Below are 16,141 nucleotides of genomic sequence, written 5' to 3'. Positions count from 1 at the left end.
CGAATAGTAGAAAGGCTAATGCCATTGTGTTTCGCGACGGCTTCATAAGCCGCAACTTTGCCCACGCCTGTTTTGTTCATCTGATAAACCGCTTGTACTGCTGCGACCATCTTTTTGGCTTTTTCTTGCGCTCGAATGCCTGCGACATCCCAGCGAGCCCACAATGCTTCACGGCAATAGGATTTTTCTACAGGTTTAGGTAAGTCGATAAAATCATCACCTACTTTGATTTTGCCTTCACGCTTGTAAAGGGCAACTTGGGTTTCAATCGGTAGGCTTGAAATGTGGTATTCTTTTCCGCCGCCTTTACCTTCACGAGAACGGAGTTTCCAGCTTTTAGATTTTGCTTGATAAGCTATGCCCTGAACTGTATTGGGTAATCCAGGCAAATTAAGTAATTCAGATATTGCAAACCATTCCATAATTAGCCTCGCTTCACTTCTTTATCTAAATATCTGCTCGGCCAAATATCTTCAGGCTTTAACCCCAAAGCGCTTGCAATAATCCCTTCACCTTTTGGCCAAGGAGCGCGCACAGCATTTCTTAATGTGGTTTTAGCTAATTCGTTTGCTTCACCTAGAGTTGAGTAATCCCATCCATTTGACTTCAAAGCGGCGAGAATAAACTCATCTTTCCAGTCACCATTTTCTTTGGTGAATTGAAACCCTATTTGATGATTCATAAAAAACCTCTATACTCTCGTTTTACTCAAATAATTAACTCAATAGAGCGACCTTGCAGAGTAAATATGGACGCTAAAAAGATTGATGTCAACTTTAAAAAGTTCATAAATATTTTCTTTAGAGTTTATATTTTTGCTTTATAGAGTTTTATCTATGTTTTTCAACAGGATAAAAACAAATGGACATACGCGAAAAAACTTTAAAAGAGCTTTCATCTTTAATTGATAAACTTGAAAGAGCTGAAACTGTCCAATCACGCATTCAACTTCTGGTTGATTGTGTTGGAAATCCGAATTTATTCGCTAAAAGAGTCGGAATGTCAGTTTCAGGCTTAAAGCGCTATTTGAATGGAGGGGAACCTACAGCCTCAAAGATCATTCAAATAGCCGAAAGCACTGGAATCAACCCAGCTTGGCTTCTGACTGGTAAAGGTTTTATCTTTAGTAATGATTCTGGATTTGTTTCCAATGAAAGAGGGTTAGCTTTATTAACGCAAAGAGATGATTTCTTGGATGCTCTAGATTCAACAGCCAAGGAGAAATCGAAGAAGCGTATAGATGCCTATAATAATCTGAAATTGGCACTCTCTAGCTATTCAGAAGAAACACAAGAAATTATTGCTACAAGTGTCGCCCTAAACTCTAAAGAGTTTAATCTTGAGGCTATTGAATTTGCGACAAAGGATCTAAAAAGTTCATTTTTAGAAGAATTCGCACTAATACCTGGCTATAGAATTCAAGTATCCGCAGGGCACGGCACAAACCCTTTAGGCGGTGAAGAAGAACCATGCCGACACCTAGCGTTTAGACGCAAGTGGTTGAAGTGGCGAGGCTTTAGCGAAAAGGATTTAGCGATTGTATGGGCCAAAGGCGATAGCATGGAACCAACGATCAATAACAACGACACGCTAGTGGTACACCTAGGCCGCACCGTTCCACAAGATGGGCACTTGTATATATTCAGAAACGAGGAACAGCTGTTTGTGAAGCGTTACCAAGGTGCACTAGGTTCATGGCGCTTGATTAGCGATAACAAAGTGTATGACACGTTAGACATCAAAAAAGAAGAACAGCACCAGTTCGAAGTGATAGGCCAAGTGGTTCACATCGCTAAAGACCTAGGCAATTGATTTAAAAATTTAAAGGCACTTTAAAAACAAAATAAAGCCTTTCTGCAATTGTTCACTTTACTAGGGCTGGTTTTTGTAATTTCAAAAAATTGTTCATTTTGAAATTTTCACCACCATCCCCCAAAATGCAAAAAAGGGTTTGAAGCAAATCGCCTCAAGCCCTTTGTTTTTCCTAGCCTCAACCCAAATCCCTCCCATTTATTCCGACCAATTCCCATCTATTCCTTATATTGTTCATTTAAATAGTTTTCATACACTTGATGAATAGTAATGAAAACGATCTGGATTGATTTGATTGTATACCCTTCCTACTTGAAGCTGCAGCGGTGTTGGCTACGTTCGTTCACCCCAATCACATAGTTTATCTATGCTCATGGGGATTCACTCACTTGCCGCCTACCTGCAACTTCAAGTAGTTTGGGTATATCTCTGGACTTGATAAATTTGATAAACGGCTAGGTAAGCAGTGCACCACTGCTTTATGGAGAGGATAATGAACGTTTTAGTAACTGGTGGCATGGGCTATATCGGTAGTCATACATGCATCTAGATGATTGATGCAGGAATGACGCCTGTGATCTTGGATAATTTATACAACAGTAAATCAACAGTACTTGATCGCATCGAGAAAGTGGCTGGCGTGAGACCTGAATTCGTAAAAGGCGACATTCGTGACAAATCCTTAATGGTTGAACTGCTCACTAAGCACAAAATTGATGCCGTCATCCACTTTGCGGGTTTGAAAGCCGTTGGAGAGTCAGTTCAAAAGCCACTGGAATACTATGATAACAATGTCAATGGGACGTTAGTCCTTGTTGCTGCGATGCGTGAAGCCGGAGTTAAGTCGATAGTGTTTAGCTCATCGGCGACCGTTTATGGTGATCCTGCTTCTGTGCCGATTACCGAAGATTTTCCTACCAGTGCAACTAACCCATATGGTCGCAGCAAATTAATGGTCGAAGAGTGTCTGAGAGATTTTCAAAAGGCAAATCCAGATTGGAGCATTACACTTCTTCGTTACTTCAATCCTGTGGGTTCTCATCCATCAGGCGAGTTAGGTGAAGACCCGCAAGGTATTCCCAATAACTTAATGCCGTTTGTATCTCAAGTTGCAGTCGGTCGTCGAGAGTTTCTTTCTGTATTTGGCAGTGATTATCCAACGAAAGATGGTACTGGTGTACGCGATTACATCCACGTGATGGATTTAGCCGATGGACATATCTCAGCGTTGCAGAAAGTCGGACAAAAGGCAGGATTGCACGTTTATAACTTGGGAACCGGTACTGGTTACAGTGTGTTGGAAATGGTTAAAGCCTTTGAGCAAGCGTCAAATAAGCAAGTTCCTTACAAACTAGTGGAAAGACGCCCAGGTGATATCGCCGAATGTTGGGCGGATCCTGCAAAAGCGGAACGAGAACTGGGCTGGAAAGCTTCGCGTACGCTTGACGAAATGACGCAAGATACCTGGCGTTGGCAATCGAATAACCCGCAAGGTTATCCTTCTGCATAATCAAATGAGCAAACAAAAAGCGGCTAATTGAACCGCTTTTATCTTAACCAAATGTTAGCAATGAGTACGGTAACAACGGAGTGTTTTCATTACGCTACTTTGTTTTGTTCTTCTGCTGAGTTCTGTGCTTCTGCTGACATCGCCGTGTGCACGCCTCTGCTTATTAGCCTAGTGATGGGAGCACTCCGGCTGTAATTAAAAGCTGCGAACCGATAATCAAAATACCCACCAAACCGGTCACGATTAGCGCGATATTACCGCCACCCACTTGGTAATGTTCATTTGTCGCCGTTTGACGAACACGCACCACCATGACTAAAGGGAGGAATATCGCTAGGATTGCCAATGCGATAGCGGCGTAACCCAATGCCATAATAAAACCTTGAGGGTAGTACAGAGCAAAGATCAGCGGTGGAGTATATGTTACCAGTGACGCTGCAATTCGATTAATTCCACCGTTCTTTTTACGAATCGTGTCGCCCATAAATTCAAACAAGCCTAAACTCACGCCTAAAAATGATGTGAGTAATGCAAGGTCCGCAAAAATGCCGATCACATTGCCAAGATTAGATTGATGAACGGTTTGAGAAAGCGTTGTAATTAGTGCGCTCAGACCCGCATTGTCGATAAGGTCTGACTGACTGACGACACCCAGTGTGACAATTTGCCAGAAGATATAAACAATCAACGGAATTGCAGAGCCGATGACAATCGCCTTGCGTAGCGAAGGCGTGTGGCCGTCTAAGTAATTTACAATTGCAGGGACGCTTCCGTGGAAACCAAATGATGTAAATATTACTGGAATTGACGCAATGACCAGACCTTGACCAACAGGCATACTCAGCAAGTATGAGTGTGTAACGTTCGGCGCTAAGAAAGTAAGCACAACAACCATAGCAACAATTTTACCGGCGAATAGAAGGCGGTTTACTTTGTCTACTGTCGCGGTACCAATGGTCACAACGCTAGCGACGATTAGTGTGAAAATCAGCGTACCGATTTGACCGTTTATTTCAGCACCAGTAAAACTTGCGATGCGATGAGTGAATTGAGCGCCACCGCCAGCGATATAGGCTGCACACAAGGCGTAGAACAAAAATAGCATGGCAAAGGTCGCCACCCATTTTCCTTTATCACCCAGTATCTGCTTTGCAAGCGTGTGTAAGGTTGCATCTTTGTCGGCATATTGATGAACTTCTACCATAAGGAGTGCGGTAAAAGACATCAGTGCCCAAAGAGCAAGCATAATGATCAGAGATGTAGAAAAACCAATTCCTGCGGATGCGAGTGGCAGAGCAAGCATACCTGCACCAATTGTGGTGCCCGCAATAATCAAAGTACTGCCCAAAAGCTTTGATTTCATCATTTTGTAAACTTATCTTTACTGTTGTTGTGTGGTTTGAGATTTTTGTTCGAATAATAATCAATAAGGTTGGTTTTATTCGCTAGTTTTGCCACATTCTGTAGAACTTAACGGTAAACGTCAATGGATTTGTACGTATTAAATCCCATTGGTGTACATTATTATATACACGGAAAGCGTAACTTAATGTTGAGTCTTATAAACTTGAATATTTAATTGAACAGCTCAATGTGAATAAACATATAATCAAGCGAACAAAGAGAAGAAGAGTTTAAGTTTTTTACGATGAATTATCTTGCTCATTTACATATCGCTGAAGAATCTGATAGCAACTTACTCGGAAACTTGTTGGGTGATTTTGTTAAAGGCGATCCAAGTGAACAGTTTTCGCAAGACATTGTTCAGGGCATTCGTCTCCATCGATGGGTTGATGCGTACACCGATAGCCATGAACTGATGCGACAAGCCAAAGGCTTATTTCCTAAAGCGACTCGTCGCTTTTCGCCAATAGCCTTGGATATGTTTTGGGATCATTGCCTAGCGAAAAATTGGCACCATTTTCATGTATTGTCGCTAAGAGAATTTGTTAATAGCGCAGAGAAGAAGGTCAGAGATGACTACTCTTCTTTGTTGCCTGAGCAATATATGATGGTAAGCGATAAAATGTGGCAAGGCAGATGGCTGGAATCATACGCTGATTTTGAAAACATCCATTTTGCATTGCAAAGAATGTCGATGCGTAGGGAAAGGATGAAACCTTTGGCTGAATGCCATTTGAGTCTTGCTGACTCTTACAGGGAGCTTGAAGCGATTTTCTTTGAGCTTTATCCACAAATATTAGAGAAAGCAAAAAGCATTCGCTTTTGATACAATCCGCCGCCCAAACTAAAAACCGGTGTTTTAAGAGATCATAAGTTTTAAAAGGCCATAAGCTTCATGAGAGCGTAAGCTTTATGATATCTGTCTTGATTCAACGAGTTATTAGCTATTGAACATTTTTTGCTGAATTAACTGGTATTCAATGTCTGAACAAATCTCCAATTTTCAACAGTTAGGTATTCAACCTGCTTTAGTGACAACGTTATCTGCCATTGGGATTGAGGTGCCAACCGCGATTCAAACACAGGCCATCCCCCAAGTGTTGGCAGGACGCGATGTGTTAGCTGGCGCACAAACAGGTACGGGTAAAACGGCAGCGTTTGGCTTGCCTCTAATCCAACGCTTTATCAATAATCCAAGCGATGTAGAGAGAAAAGGAAAAGACATTCGGTCCTTGGTTTTGGTGCCAACTCGCGAACTAGCCCAACAGGTTTTTGATAATCTGACCGTGTACGCAAAAGGTCAAAATATCAAAATCGTCACAGCCTATGGCGGCACAAGTATGAAAGTACAGGTAGACAACCTGCGTGGCGGTGCTGACATTTTAATTGCGACGCCCGGACGGCTTTTGGATCACGCGCATGTCAAAACACTGTATTTAGGTACGGTAGAAGTATTGGTTCTTGATGAAGCAGATCGTATGTTAGACATGGGGTTCATGCCTGATATTCAAAGAGTGCTCAGAAAACTTAATCGCGCCAGGCAAACTCTGTTTTTCTCCGCAACGTTTGATAAAAAGATCAAAGAGCTCGCTTATAAAATGATGCTCGATCCTGTTGAAGTTCAGGTATCACCAAGTAATTCGACAGCCGCGACAGTTAAACAGATGGTCTATCCGGTCAATAAAAAGCGTAAAAGAGAGTTGTTAGCGTATTTAATTGGTTCTCGAAACTGGCAGCAAGTATTGGTGTTTACCAAAACGAGACAGGGCAGTGATGCGCTTGCTGCAGAGCTGAAACTTGATGGTATCAAAGCCGCTTCGATAAACGGTGACAAGAGTCAAGGTGCAAGGCAAAAAGCACTGGATGATTTTAAAGATGGGAAAATACGAGCCCTTATTGCTACCGATGTCGCTGCACGTGGACTCGATATTGAACAACTTGAACAAGTCGTTAATTACGATATGCCCTTTAAAGCGGAAGATTATGTACATCGTATCGGACGTACAGGTAGAGCAGGCAAAGAAGGCTTAGCTGTTTCACTGATGAGTCAAGACGAGGAGCCTCTACTGCACGCTATTGAGCGCTTATTAGATCAAAGGTTACCGCAAGAGTGGTTACAAGGCTTTGAACCAACTATCGAGCCAGTGTTTGATGATAGCCGTCCTGCGAAACGAAATAGTCGCTCATCAGAGAAAAGAAAAATGAAAGCGAAACTAAAAATTCATGCCAGTCGCGGTAAAAAAATAATGTCGTAATTTTTTGGAAAGTAATTAAATTTAAAGGGCTGTGTAATGCAGCCCTTTAAATTATTGATTGCTGTTAAATTATGGATTGGTATTGATGCGTTTTTCGCACTCTTCTTCCCAGTCATAACGAACTTCATAAACAAGATCCTGTACGCTGGATGGGCGCATGATGTCTTGATCTGCAACACGCAATTTATGCACCATAATATCATTGAATAATGACCACTGTTTGAGAAGGCATTGGTCTAAATCGTCTGTCTCGTCTGCCCATGTTTCTTTCATAAACGGCGTTAAACTTGCTGCACCATGACTGAACATAATCATTTGCCATTTAATTTCCCAAACTTTTATTGGGGCATCTGGATATTCCTTGTTGTACTGTGCTGCGAGCCCTTCAATCAGGCATTCCAGATCACCAGCCGTATCGATGAAGTAGTCAAACAATGCATCTTCCTGACGAACGGCATCAGCAATAAACTGAATGGGTTGTTTAACAATAAGGCTGTGTGCCAATAAATGCATTGTGAAGCGATATAACTTGACGTTCACTGCGGTATTTTCAGGGATTTCAGACAACACTTTGCGCAGGTAAAACTCCATATATTGGTGCATACCATCGCTAATGTAATGCCAGATCTTTTCTTTGCTGCCGAAATGATGACGGATCAAACTGTGTGAAATTCCTGCTTTTTCACTGATATTGCGCAGAGATACGCGAGCATAGCCCAACTCACAAAATAAGAGTCCGGCTTCTCGGAGAATATGTAATCGAGTTTTGTGGGCATCATCAGCACTACGACGCCCTTGTTTTTTATCAGTCATATCAACAATTCATCGCTGTGTATGGGCGATGTTTTACCAGCATTCCAAAAATTTTTCACGGAAAAGCATGTTATCAATAACCCAACTTCGCGATTTACTTAGCAGAAATGGGTTATTGTTATAAAACACTAAAGCAGAACGCGGAGTTTATGTAGCAGTTGGTCTATATCTGCACGTGAAATGTCTTTATGAGTTACAAATCGGATTGGGTTTCCGGGATATATCATGATGTCGTCTTGCTTTAACTGAGTGGCGATTGATCGAATATCAATGGATTCATCTAGTTTGGCAAACACAATATTCGTCTGTACCCATTCGGGGTTTAGCGTAAAACCGGGTAGTTCTGCAAGCCCATATGCGAGGTGTTTTGCATTTTCGTGGTCAACTTTTAGTTGAGCAACTTGCTCAGTCAGTGCGAGTTTACCCGCAGCCGCCAAAATACCTGCTTGACGCATACCACCGCCCAGCATTTTTCGAATTCGTCTTGCTTTAGCGATGTACTCTTTAGTACCCAGAAGTAGCGAACCGACGGGAGCACACAATCCCTTAGACAGGCATACCGTCATGGAATCAAAGTACTGAGCAATGTTCTTTACGTCTGTATCTAAAGCAACCGCAGCGTTGTAAACGCGCGCGCCATCAAGATGCAATTTGAGATTATGTTGGTTGACGAATTCTCTCGCTTGTTTGAGATAGTCCATCGGCAGGACTTTTCCATTAATGGTGTTTTCCAAACTTAATAGGCGCGTGCGAGCGAAGTGAAAGTCGTCTGGCTTAATCGCAGCTTTTAACTTAGCAAAGTCAAGTGTGCCATCGGGATTGTTCTCAATAGGCTGAGGCTGAATAGAACCCAATACTGCAGCACCACCGGCTTCAAACATATAGTTGTGTGCTTGTTGACCACAAAGGTATTCATCGCCACGTTCACAATGTGACATTAAAGCTAGCAGGTTTGCTTGAGTGCCCGAAGTGGTAAACAGCGCTGCTTCAAAACCGTGTTGCTCTGCCGCCCACATTTCAAGATCATTAACGGTTGGGTCATCACCATAAACGTCATCTCCCACCTCTGCGCGAGCCATTGCATCGCGCATAGCTTGGGTTGGTTTAGTTACTGTATCTGAACGAAAATCCATGTTAATTCCTTCTTAAGCACTTAAATTTTATAAATAGCCGCATAACTTAGCTTTGCTCAGGCAAGCGATCGTTTTTGAATCGGTAATTTCACCACTAATGATTTTTTGCTCTATCTCTTCAACCGATAGCGTAATCACATCAATGACTTCATCGTCATCGCAACTGTATCTAGCGGTTTTTGAAAGCCGTTTAGCGATAAAAAGATGTTGAATTTCATCGCAGAAGCCTGCAAGTGGCGTGAACTGACCTAAACTAATAAATGAATCGCTGCTGTAACCAGTCTCTTCTTCGAGTTCGCGTTGTGCGCAAACTAGCGGTGATTCTTGGCTCTCAATTGTTCCGGCAGGAAGCTCAAGTAGCCATTTTTTGAGTGATGGGCGGAACTGATTGATCATGACAATGCGATGGTCATTCGTCACAGGAAGAATAACTGCGGCACCGGGATGTACTATTGTTGTATGTGTCACTGAATTTCCTGTAGGAAGGACGACATTTTCTTCTACAAGAGAGATGCGTTTCCATGTGTGTATGGTTTTGCTCATACCATTCTTTCTTTTGCTGAAGGGGAGCCATTGTGGCGTCGAACACTTACCTTAGCGTATTTGTTGACAAAACCTCAATCGGAATTCGATTTAATGATGAAATTTTATACATTAATTTTGGGTGTCATGTCGCATAAGTGCAAACTATGATTACATCATTTTGCACGCAAGGCAGATCTGATATAACAGTTTGTCCAAATTCGGATTATAGTTGTAATCAAATGATAACAAATGTATAAACTTTTATATAAGAACGAATTTAGGTATTGCTCAGGAGCGCTAGCATGATCAGTCCAAATCAAGCCTCTCATGGACAAAAAGCGTTGTTATCTGAACGCATTAATAAGCTCTCCAAAGCACTCTCTGACGGAGTTTACGAGAGAGAAAGTACAATCAAATTGTGTTTACTTGCGGCCCTTGCAGGTGAAAGTGTCTTCCTGTTAGGTCCTCCTGGTATTGCAAAAAGTCTTATTGCAAAAAGACTAATCCAAGCTTTCGATAACAGTAGTTATTTTGAATATTTAATGACGCGTTTTTCTACGCCAGAAGAAGTTTTTGGCCCACTTAGTATTCAAGAGCTGAAAGATAATGGTCGTTATGTTCGATTAACCAAGGGTTACCTTCCCACAGCTCAAGTGGTGTTTCTCGACGAAATCTGGAAAGCAGGTCCTGCGATTCTGAACACATTGCTTACCGTTGTGAATGAAAAGACATTTAAGAATGGCAGCGACATAGAGCGTGTGCCGATGCGTTTGCTGATATCAGCTTCTAACGAACTTCCGGATGAAGATAGTGGGCTTGAAGCTCTGTACGACCGTATGTTGGTGCGTGTGTTTGTAAACCGCATTCAAAACAAACAAAATTTCAAATCAATGTTAACGGTAGGTACCTCTCAGGAAGCAAGAATTCCAGAAGGGTTGGCGATTACAGATCAAGAGTATCATTTGTGGCAGCAACAATTAGATTGTCTGACTCTGACGGATGAGGTGTTTGAAAAGCTCTATCAACTCAAAAATATGTTGGAATCTGCGGTAGAAGACAGTTCTTTGTCTGTCCACGATATGTATGTCTCAGACCGGCGCTGGAAGAAAGCCGTTAAATTATTGAAGGCAAGCGCTTTCTTTAATGGTCGAGATACCATTAACCCACTGGATATTTTGCTGCTTCAAGATTGTTTATGGAACAGCCCAGAATCACGTGAGGTTGTTCATCAGGTCGTTAAAGAGTTTGCCTTGCGTTATGCGTTCGACCAGATGGAAGTTGAGCATCAAATCGCGCTATGCCGAGAAGAGCTTGCTTCGATTCAAGATGAGTTGGAATCGGAATTTGGCATGATGCTGTCATTAGAAACGGCGGCTAGTGGGTTGATGAAGAAGAAAAAACTCATCAATCAATATGATATTAAGGATGCGAAAGGTTATAAGGTTGGTACGGCAAACGACCATGTTAAGTTAGTGCTATTGCAAAGCAATATGTCGGTTTCTGAATCGGAAAAGGGGGATAGCCGTTGGGTCTATGTTCCGAAAAACGATTTAGAAAAAGTGATTAAAGAAGGACAAGGAGATGTTTATGGTTATGTTAACCAAAACACCAATATGTGCCGCCTTAAATTCGATGTGGATGCGAGCAATAATCTGGTCATAAAAGATATTGCAAATCGCGCTGTGATGGTAGCTTTGGTCACCAAAGAAGGCTTAGAACAAGGGCTTTATCAAGATTGGTTAGCAAAAACAGAGCAAGCGATGGCACAGCTTAAACAAGCAGAACACCATTTACGTAAAGTGCGTTCGACATTCCATGGTGCTTTACCACACAACTTTATTGACCCAACTCTGCCTACGGCAATGGAAACAACATTGCATTCACTGCAACAACAGTTGGAAGCAACGCAAACAGAATGCGAGAAAAGTGCACAGCGCTATAAAAATCTGCTGCAGTTTTTTGAATAGGAGAGATCATGCTTGGTGCTGACGGGTTAAACCTTGCTCTGATGATTGCAGATAGCGGTATTATCGATACCGCTATTAATGATCTCCTTGCCCGCTCACAAGTTATGATGATGGCGGAAGATCGCGGTGTTGGTACTACGGTTAAAAACCACCTGCTGAAATGGCGCGGCAGTGTTAAAAAACGTATTACCCGAGTGTGTGAAACTGAGCGTTTCCAGCAAGAGCTTGGCTACTATCAGGAAGTGATTCATTGGGATGAAGAAACCTTTTTTGACCGCATTGATGATGTGATCAAAAAGCTTGAATGGCACTCGGCATTCTACCTGCAAGCCCGCCGTTTAATGGAGAAAAATAAGGGTATTCATAATCCTATGTTTCCCCATTTCTTTTGTGATCAATGGTATAAGTCATTAAGCGATGCGATCAAACAAGCACAGGTGATGGAGTTAGAAGCCAATAAAGAAAAACTGCTGACAGATCTTTATCAGCGTATGGAAACCATGCGCAATATGGATAAAATTACCGAATCAGGCGATGAAAGCAGCGTCGGTAGGTTGTGGGATATGGCATCAGCTAAACTCAGCCGCAGCGATTTAACGGTGATGAAGCGTCATGCCGAATTTCTGAAAAAACACCAAACGTTGCAGGAAATTGCGGAACGTTTGGGACGTATGGCCAGTGACGTCGACGATCCGGACTTAAACCGAGCGCCGACGGAAGAACCACAAATGGTAGAAGAAAAATCAGATGAAGCGACGGATGACATTGTTGGTATCCATGAAAGTGATGATCTGAATAAAATGCTGCCAAACGAAACGTTATTCCTTGCCTATCCAGAACTCGAAGTTGTTTTCTACAAACACTTGGTCGATAAGCGTTTAATGAATTACCGAATGCAAGGTAAGTCTCGTACGTTACGCAAAGTGAGAGCGCATAAGCCAAACAACAAGCAAGCGGATATCGAAAAAGGGCCGTTTATTGTTTGTGTCGATGCCTCTGGTTCGATGCATGGTTTTCCAGAGCAGTGTGCAAAAGCGATGGCATATGCACTGATGCAGATTGCATTAGCAGAAGATAGAGATTGCTATGTGATGCTGTTTTCGACTGAGCACATCACCTACGAACTCACCAAACAAGATGGCTTACGTGAAGTGAGTGACTTTCTTAGTTATTCATTTCATGGTGGTACGGACCTGGAACCCGTGGTGAAAAAATCGCTAGAGATAATGACAAACGGAACTTATAAAAACGCCGATTTGATCGTGATCTCCGATTTCATTGCTCCCAAGCAAAATGATGACGTTTTAGCTCAAGTGAATCAACTGAAAACGGCTAAAAACCGTTTTCATGCTATTAGTTTGTCTCGCTACGGTAACCCAGCATTAATGAATATGTTTGATCATTGTTGGCGCTATCATCCTAATATTTTTGGCCGTTTGGCCAAACAGTGGTAATCGGTATCAGATTGATCAAGGGAGGGTTTTAACCTCCCTTGATAACATCTAGCGGCGACTTAATTGTTTAACCCATTCCAGCCAATAGTTCGTATGAACGAAGTTTGTTTTCATGATCGAATATCATGGCAATGCCTGAGTTGTGCAGCAATTGCTCGTGTTGCCTATGTTCTGTGCGTGATGGGGTGTTTATTAGCCACTTGATTGAAAATTAGAGAATTTGTTATTGACCCATAAAATAAATCCGTTAAAGTACGCCTCGTTCGCACGACAAAGCTGTGAACAGATGGTGTCTTCCATCGCAATATGCGTTGCCCTGGTGGTGAAATCGGTAGACACAAGGGATTTAAAATCCCTCGACTTTCGAGTCGTGCCGGTTCAAGTCCGGCCCGGGGCACCATCTTATTTACCACTATCAAATTTCCTATAAAGGCGCGTTAGCAGAGTGGTTATGCACCGGATTGCAAATCCGTGTACATCGGTTCGATTCCGGTACGCGCCTCCATTTCACTTCTCTTTGTTTCCCTAATCATATTGCTTGTATTTCACGCAATTTGTTTTAATAACGATGCCTCAAATCTGTATTTTGTCACAATGAAATAACTTCTACGCTCAATGCTGTGGTAAGGTCGCACTTGCAGTTTGTTGCTTAAATTCACATATAAAGAATACAGGCTTAGAAAGGTACAGATAATCATATGGAAAAAATCGCCATTCTCGTAGATGTACAAAATGTCTACTACACCTGTAAAGAACGTTATCAGCTTAACTTCAATTACAATCAATTCTGGCAAAAGGTGACCAGTGGTCGCTCGGTTGTAAAAGCTAATGCGTATGCTATTGCAAGTAAGGATGCCGGACAGCGACAATTTCACCACATCCTGCGCGGAATTGGTTTTGAGGTGATGCTAAAGCCTTATATTCAGCGTCGTGACGGCAGTGCGAAAGGTGACTGGGACGTAGGAATTACGCTTGATGCGATTGAACTGGCTGAGCAGGTCGATGTTGTGGTTTTGGTTTCTGGTGATGGCGATTTTGACTTACTTGCCAAACGTATTCAGCAAAGATTCGGCAAGCAAGTCGAAGTCTATGGTGTGCCGGGACTAACCGCTAATAGCTTAGTTGAGGCTGCCGACAGATACGTCGCTATTGATGATGAGTTGTTACTCTGGTAATTGCGTTTCGTTTTCTGTTGAAGCTTGTTGAACCTCTTCTGACTCTAACTTCGCACGTTCAGCTTTTGAAATATAGCGAGGCTTATTGCTCTTATGCAGCTTTGAATTTTGCTGCTTAATTTTCTTTTTTAAAATTTGGTTGATTTTCTTTTTACGGTTCATGATTTTTACATCTGAGGAACATGAGGGTGGGGAGCTTATAGGTTTTGAACATTAAGCTCAATAGTGATAGAGAAATTAACCAAGCAGTTATTAAATAGTGGGTACAAATGGCAAAGCAAAATTCGCTTTTGACTGGTTCGTTGCAAACAGAATTTAAGACCGTGTCGGCAATGGTGCGCATCTTTTGTCAGAAACACCACGTGTGTCAAAAACACCACGTTTGTAAAACGGGCTTGTGTGAAGAGTGCCAGTCGCTGATCGATTACGCAGAAATTCGTTTAGACCGATGTCCATATGGTCAAAACAAACCCACTTGCAATCGATGTCCAATTCACTGCTACAAGCCTGTGCCTAAGGAAAATATGAGATTAGTGATGCGTTATTCTGGACCGAGGATGTTGTTGTCACACCCTATTCTCGCCATTCGTCATTTGTGGCACGAACGAAAGGAGGCTCCTGCTACGATAGAAAAAGACGCTTCCAACCGTCATCAACGACTCAAAGCGTCCAAATAATTTTATGTGAGAAGCATAACGATGTTAAAAGAATAGCTATGTTACAGGTGAGCTGGTTTTCGGCTGTTATTCGCCAGCTACCCACTGACGCTTTGTTTTGATGCTGGACAACAACATATACAAACAGGTCGCTAGCTGGATGACAAACAAATAGCCCAATAGACCCTGACCATTTTGCAAGAACCAGTTCGCCATGACCGGCCCAACGACCGAACCAATGCTATAGCTAAATAGCATGACTTGTGTTGCCGAGACAATATAATTTGCATCCAATTTATCGCAGCCTAAATTGACCGCGATTGGATAAAGTGCAAACGTTGCCATTCCTAAAACGAATAAGCTGATGGCTAAGACAGTCAGGCTTGAACTTAAAAAGGGCAAAATCGCAGCCGCGGAGCCAACTAAGCAGAACAGAGCCATTAATAAAGTTCGGCCTAAATATTTTGATAACCAAGGCACGCTTGGTTGAACCGCCATGCCTCCGAGAATAACCAACGCAAGTAGTGCACCCATATTAGAGTGTTTTAAGCCTCTGTTATCGAGTTCGACCGGCATTAAGCCGTAAATTGCTCCTAAGGTTAATCCTGAAACGATGCAACCCATGATCGCAGCATGATTCAGTTTAGTTATTTGACGTAACGACAAACTGGTTGCTTGTTGTGACAAAGGTTGTGTTGATTTGCCAAAAATCAGCACTACAGAGGCAAGTAATAGCAGTGCCGAGATAGTTAAAAATGGTACTGCACCGGTAATACCTAAATAACTAATGCCTAATTGACCAATCGCCGAACCGCCATATAACGCTGCCATATAGATACCAAGGCGTTTTGCTCGACCATTTTCATCACCATGTAATAACCAAGATTCGACAACGACAAATATTCCTGCTATCGCCATACCCGCAACGAAGCGTGAAATAAGCCAAATCATTGAGTAAGCAAATAATGGCAAAGCCACGATAGAAATCAGCAATATCATTAAAAACACAATAAATGCATTTCTATGGCCTAAGCGGTTTACTAATGGGTCAACCAACATCGCACCGATAAGCAGGCCAGCATAGCACACACTTGCCAACCAACTGGCTAATTCGCTTTCTAAGTGATAATGAGGCAACATCAACGGTATCAGACTCATTAAATAGCCTGACGCTATAGCATAAAAAGTTAACGCAATCACTGGTACAGAAATACGTTGAGATGAGGTTGATACCAACAAGTTGTCCAACGACGTCGCCTCAAATTAATAGGGAGAAAAAGAGAATTTGCAGCGAATATGGGACTTGAGATAGCAAAGGTAAAACTAATTTTCATGATCTTTACGATTAACAACTTCTATTGATTATGTAATTTACAAAAGTGTTAGTTAAGTTGGCAAATAGCACTAATCGGTAAATAAGCGTATAATTCGCCCTTA

At 42.2% G+C, this 16,141-nt stretch carries 16 protein-coding genes and 2 tRNA genes; 10 read left to right on the top strand and 8 right to left on the bottom strand.

Features of this window, described 5'->3' with window-relative positions; translation table 11 throughout:
* A partial coding sequence (locus ACK5MF_RS14575) for a DNA-binding protein (RefSeq protein ID WP_416923322.1) occupies positions 1-422 on the bottom strand: 422 nt, incomplete at its 3' end.
* A 2-nt stretch (positions 423-424) separates the two neighbouring features.
* The gene (locus tag ACK5MF_RS14570; RefSeq protein WP_416923321.1) at positions 425-682 is read right to left on the bottom strand and encodes a helix-turn-helix domain-containing protein; all 258 of its coding nucleotides are present in this window, start codon (positions 680-682) and stop codon (positions 425-427) included.
* 179 nt (positions 683-861) lie between these two features.
* Between ACK5MF_RS14570 and ACK5MF_RS14565 the strand changes: the two genes are divergently transcribed.
* Positions 862-1,812, top strand: coding sequence for an XRE family transcriptional regulator (locus ACK5MF_RS14565; protein ID WP_416923320.1), 951 nt, complete (start codon positions 862-864; stop codon positions 1,810-1,812).
* 550 nt (positions 1,813-2,362) lie between these two features.
* Positions 2,363-3,322, top strand: a complete 960-nt coding sequence (galE, locus tag ACK5MF_RS14560; protein WP_416923319.1) for a UDP-glucose 4-epimerase GalE — start codon at positions 2,363-2,365, stop codon at positions 3,320-3,322.
* Positions 3,323-3,485: 163 nt separating this feature from the next.
* On the opposite strand, the gene ACK5MF_RS14555 is transcribed toward galE, so the two are convergent.
* Complete coding sequence (locus tag ACK5MF_RS14555; RefSeq protein ID WP_416923318.1) at positions 3,486-4,688, bottom strand: aromatic amino acid transport family protein; 1,203 nt, start codon at positions 4,686-4,688, stop codon at positions 3,486-3,488.
* A 282-nt stretch (positions 4,689-4,970) separates the two neighbouring features.
* Here ACK5MF_RS14555 and ACK5MF_RS14550 point away from each other — a divergent pair, with 282 nt between their 5' ends.
* Both ACK5MF_RS14550 and ACK5MF_RS14545 read left to right on the top strand, forming a co-directional pair.
* Positions 4,971-5,552: an ACP phosphodiesterase gene (locus ACK5MF_RS14550; protein WP_416923317.1), complete on the top strand. Its 582-nt coding sequence runs from the start codon at positions 4,971-4,973 to the stop codon at positions 5,550-5,552.
* A gap of 154 nt (positions 5,553-5,706) precedes the next feature.
* Positions 5,707-6,981, top strand: a complete 1,275-nt coding sequence (locus ACK5MF_RS14545; RefSeq protein ID WP_416923316.1) for a DEAD/DEAH box helicase — start codon at positions 5,707-5,709, stop codon at positions 6,979-6,981.
* Between the two features lie 69 nt (positions 6,982-7,050).
* Here the strand turns inward: ACK5MF_RS14545 and ACK5MF_RS14540 are convergent, their stop codons facing one another.
* The 3 genes from ACK5MF_RS14540 to ACK5MF_RS14530 all read right to left on the bottom strand — a co-directional run bounded on the left by ACK5MF_RS14540 (position 7,051) and on the right by ACK5MF_RS14530 (position 9,470).
* On the bottom strand, positions 7,051-7,794 hold the full coding sequence (locus ACK5MF_RS14540; protein WP_416923315.1) for a TetR/AcrR family transcriptional regulator: 744 nt from the start codon (positions 7,792-7,794) through the stop codon (positions 7,051-7,053).
* Positions 7,795-7,922: 128 nt separating this feature from the next.
* Entirely contained in the window at positions 7,923-8,927 is a 1,005-nt protein-coding gene (ltaE, locus tag ACK5MF_RS14535; RefSeq protein ID WP_416923314.1) for a low-specificity L-threonine aldolase, read from the bottom strand.
* A 27-nt stretch (positions 8,928-8,954) separates the two neighbouring features.
* On the bottom strand, positions 8,955-9,470 hold the full coding sequence (locus tag ACK5MF_RS14530) for an NUDIX hydrolase (protein WP_416923313.1): 516 nt from the start codon (positions 9,468-9,470) through the stop codon (positions 8,955-8,957).
* 284 nt (positions 9,471-9,754) lie between these two features.
* Between ACK5MF_RS14530 and ACK5MF_RS14525 the strand changes: the two genes are divergently transcribed.
* From ACK5MF_RS14525 to ACK5MF_RS14505, 5 genes are all read left to right on the top strand, one after another.
* Entirely contained in the window at positions 9,755-11,419 is a 1,665-nt protein-coding gene (locus ACK5MF_RS14525) for an ATPase RavA domain-containing protein (RefSeq protein WP_416923312.1), read from the top strand.
* An 8-nt stretch (positions 11,420-11,427) separates the two neighbouring features.
* Entirely contained in the window at positions 11,428-12,873 is a 1,446-nt protein-coding gene (gene viaA / locus ACK5MF_RS14520) for an ATPase RavA stimulator ViaA (RefSeq protein WP_416923311.1), read from the top strand.
* 313 nt (positions 12,874-13,186) lie between these two features.
* Positions 13,187-13,273 (top strand) — tRNA-Leu (locus tag ACK5MF_RS14515).
* Positions 13,274-13,304: 31 nt separating this feature from the next.
* Positions 13,305-13,378, top strand: a tRNA-Cys gene (locus ACK5MF_RS14510).
* A gap of 193 nt (positions 13,379-13,571) precedes the next feature.
* The gene (locus ACK5MF_RS14505; RefSeq protein WP_416923310.1) at positions 13,572-14,048 is read left to right on the top strand and encodes an NYN domain-containing protein; all 477 of its coding nucleotides are present in this window, start codon (positions 13,572-13,574) and stop codon (positions 14,046-14,048) included.
* Here the strand turns inward: ACK5MF_RS14505 and ACK5MF_RS14500 are convergent.
* Entirely contained in the window at positions 14,037-14,210 is a 174-nt protein-coding gene (locus tag ACK5MF_RS14500) for a DUF2986 domain-containing protein (RefSeq protein WP_416923309.1), read from the bottom strand. The two genes, ACK5MF_RS14505 and ACK5MF_RS14500, sit on opposite strands and share 12 nt — an antisense overlap.
* Before the next feature lie 107 nt (positions 14,211-14,317).
* Between ACK5MF_RS14500 and ACK5MF_RS14495 the strand changes: the two genes are divergently transcribed.
* Positions 14,318-14,725 (top strand): nitrous oxide-stimulated promoter family protein, encoded by a 408-nt coding sequence (locus ACK5MF_RS14495; protein ID WP_416923308.1) that lies wholly within the window; start codon positions 14,318-14,320, stop codon positions 14,723-14,725.
* Positions 14,726-14,791: 66 nt separating this feature from the next.
* Here the strand turns inward: ACK5MF_RS14495 and ACK5MF_RS14490 are convergent, their stop codons facing one another.
* Positions 14,792-15,952, bottom strand: a complete 1,161-nt coding sequence (locus ACK5MF_RS14490) for an MFS transporter (RefSeq protein WP_416923307.1) — start codon at positions 15,950-15,952, stop codon at positions 14,792-14,794.
* Between the last annotated feature and the right edge of the window lie 189 nt (positions 15,953-16,141).

This window comes from Vibrio sp. (assembly GCF_047973365.1).
Taxonomy (GTDB): domain Bacteria; phylum Pseudomonadota; class Gammaproteobacteria; order Enterobacterales; family Vibrionaceae; genus Vibrio.
This window is presented reverse-complemented; position numbering and strand designations above follow the sequence as displayed.

Bases quoted from the DNA above. Each gene is read 5' to 3' on its own strand.
- viaA (WP_416923311.1), top strand. From the start codon at position 11,428: ATGCTTGGTGCTGACGGGTTAAACCTTGCTCTGATGATTGCAGATAGC.
- ltaE (WP_416923314.1), bottom strand. From the start codon at position 8,927: ATGGATTTTCGTTCAGATACAGTAACTAAACCAACCCAAGCTATGCGC.
- ACK5MF_RS14555 (WP_416923318.1), bottom strand. From the start codon at position 4,688: ATGATGAAATCAAAGCTTTTGGGCAGTACTTTGATTATTGCGGGCACC.
- ACK5MF_RS14495 (WP_416923308.1), top strand. From the start codon at position 14,318: ATGGCAAAGCAAAATTCGCTTTTGACTGGTTCGTTGCAAACAGAATTT.
- ACK5MF_RS14570 (WP_416923321.1), bottom strand. From the start codon at position 682: ATGAATCATCAAATAGGGTTTCAATTCACCAAAGAAAATGGTGACTGG.
- ACK5MF_RS14530 (WP_416923313.1), bottom strand. From the start codon at position 9,470: ATGAGCAAAACCATACACACATGGAAACGCATCTCTCTTGTAGAAGAA.
- ACK5MF_RS14500 (WP_416923309.1), bottom strand. From the start codon at position 14,210: ATGAACCGTAAAAAGAAAATCAACCAAATTTTAAAAAAGAAAATTAAG.
- ACK5MF_RS14565 (WP_416923320.1), top strand. From the start codon at position 862: ATGGACATACGCGAAAAAACTTTAAAAGAGCTTTCATCTTTAATTGAT.
- ACK5MF_RS14540 (WP_416923315.1), bottom strand. From the start codon at position 7,794: ATGACTGATAAAAAACAAGGGCGTCGTAGTGCTGATGATGCCCACAAA.
- galE (WP_416923319.1), top strand. From the start codon at position 2,363: ATGATTGATGCAGGAATGACGCCTGTGATCTTGGATAATTTATACAAC.
- ACK5MF_RS14525 (WP_416923312.1), top strand. From the start codon at position 9,755: ATGATCAGTCCAAATCAAGCCTCTCATGGACAAAAAGCGTTGTTATCT.
- ACK5MF_RS14505 (WP_416923310.1), top strand. From the start codon at position 13,572: ATGGAAAAAATCGCCATTCTCGTAGATGTACAAAATGTCTACTACACC.
- ACK5MF_RS14550 (WP_416923317.1), top strand. From the start codon at position 4,971: ATGAATTATCTTGCTCATTTACATATCGCTGAAGAATCTGATAGCAAC.
- ACK5MF_RS14545 (WP_416923316.1), top strand. From the start codon at position 5,707: ATGTCTGAACAAATCTCCAATTTTCAACAGTTAGGTATTCAACCTGCT.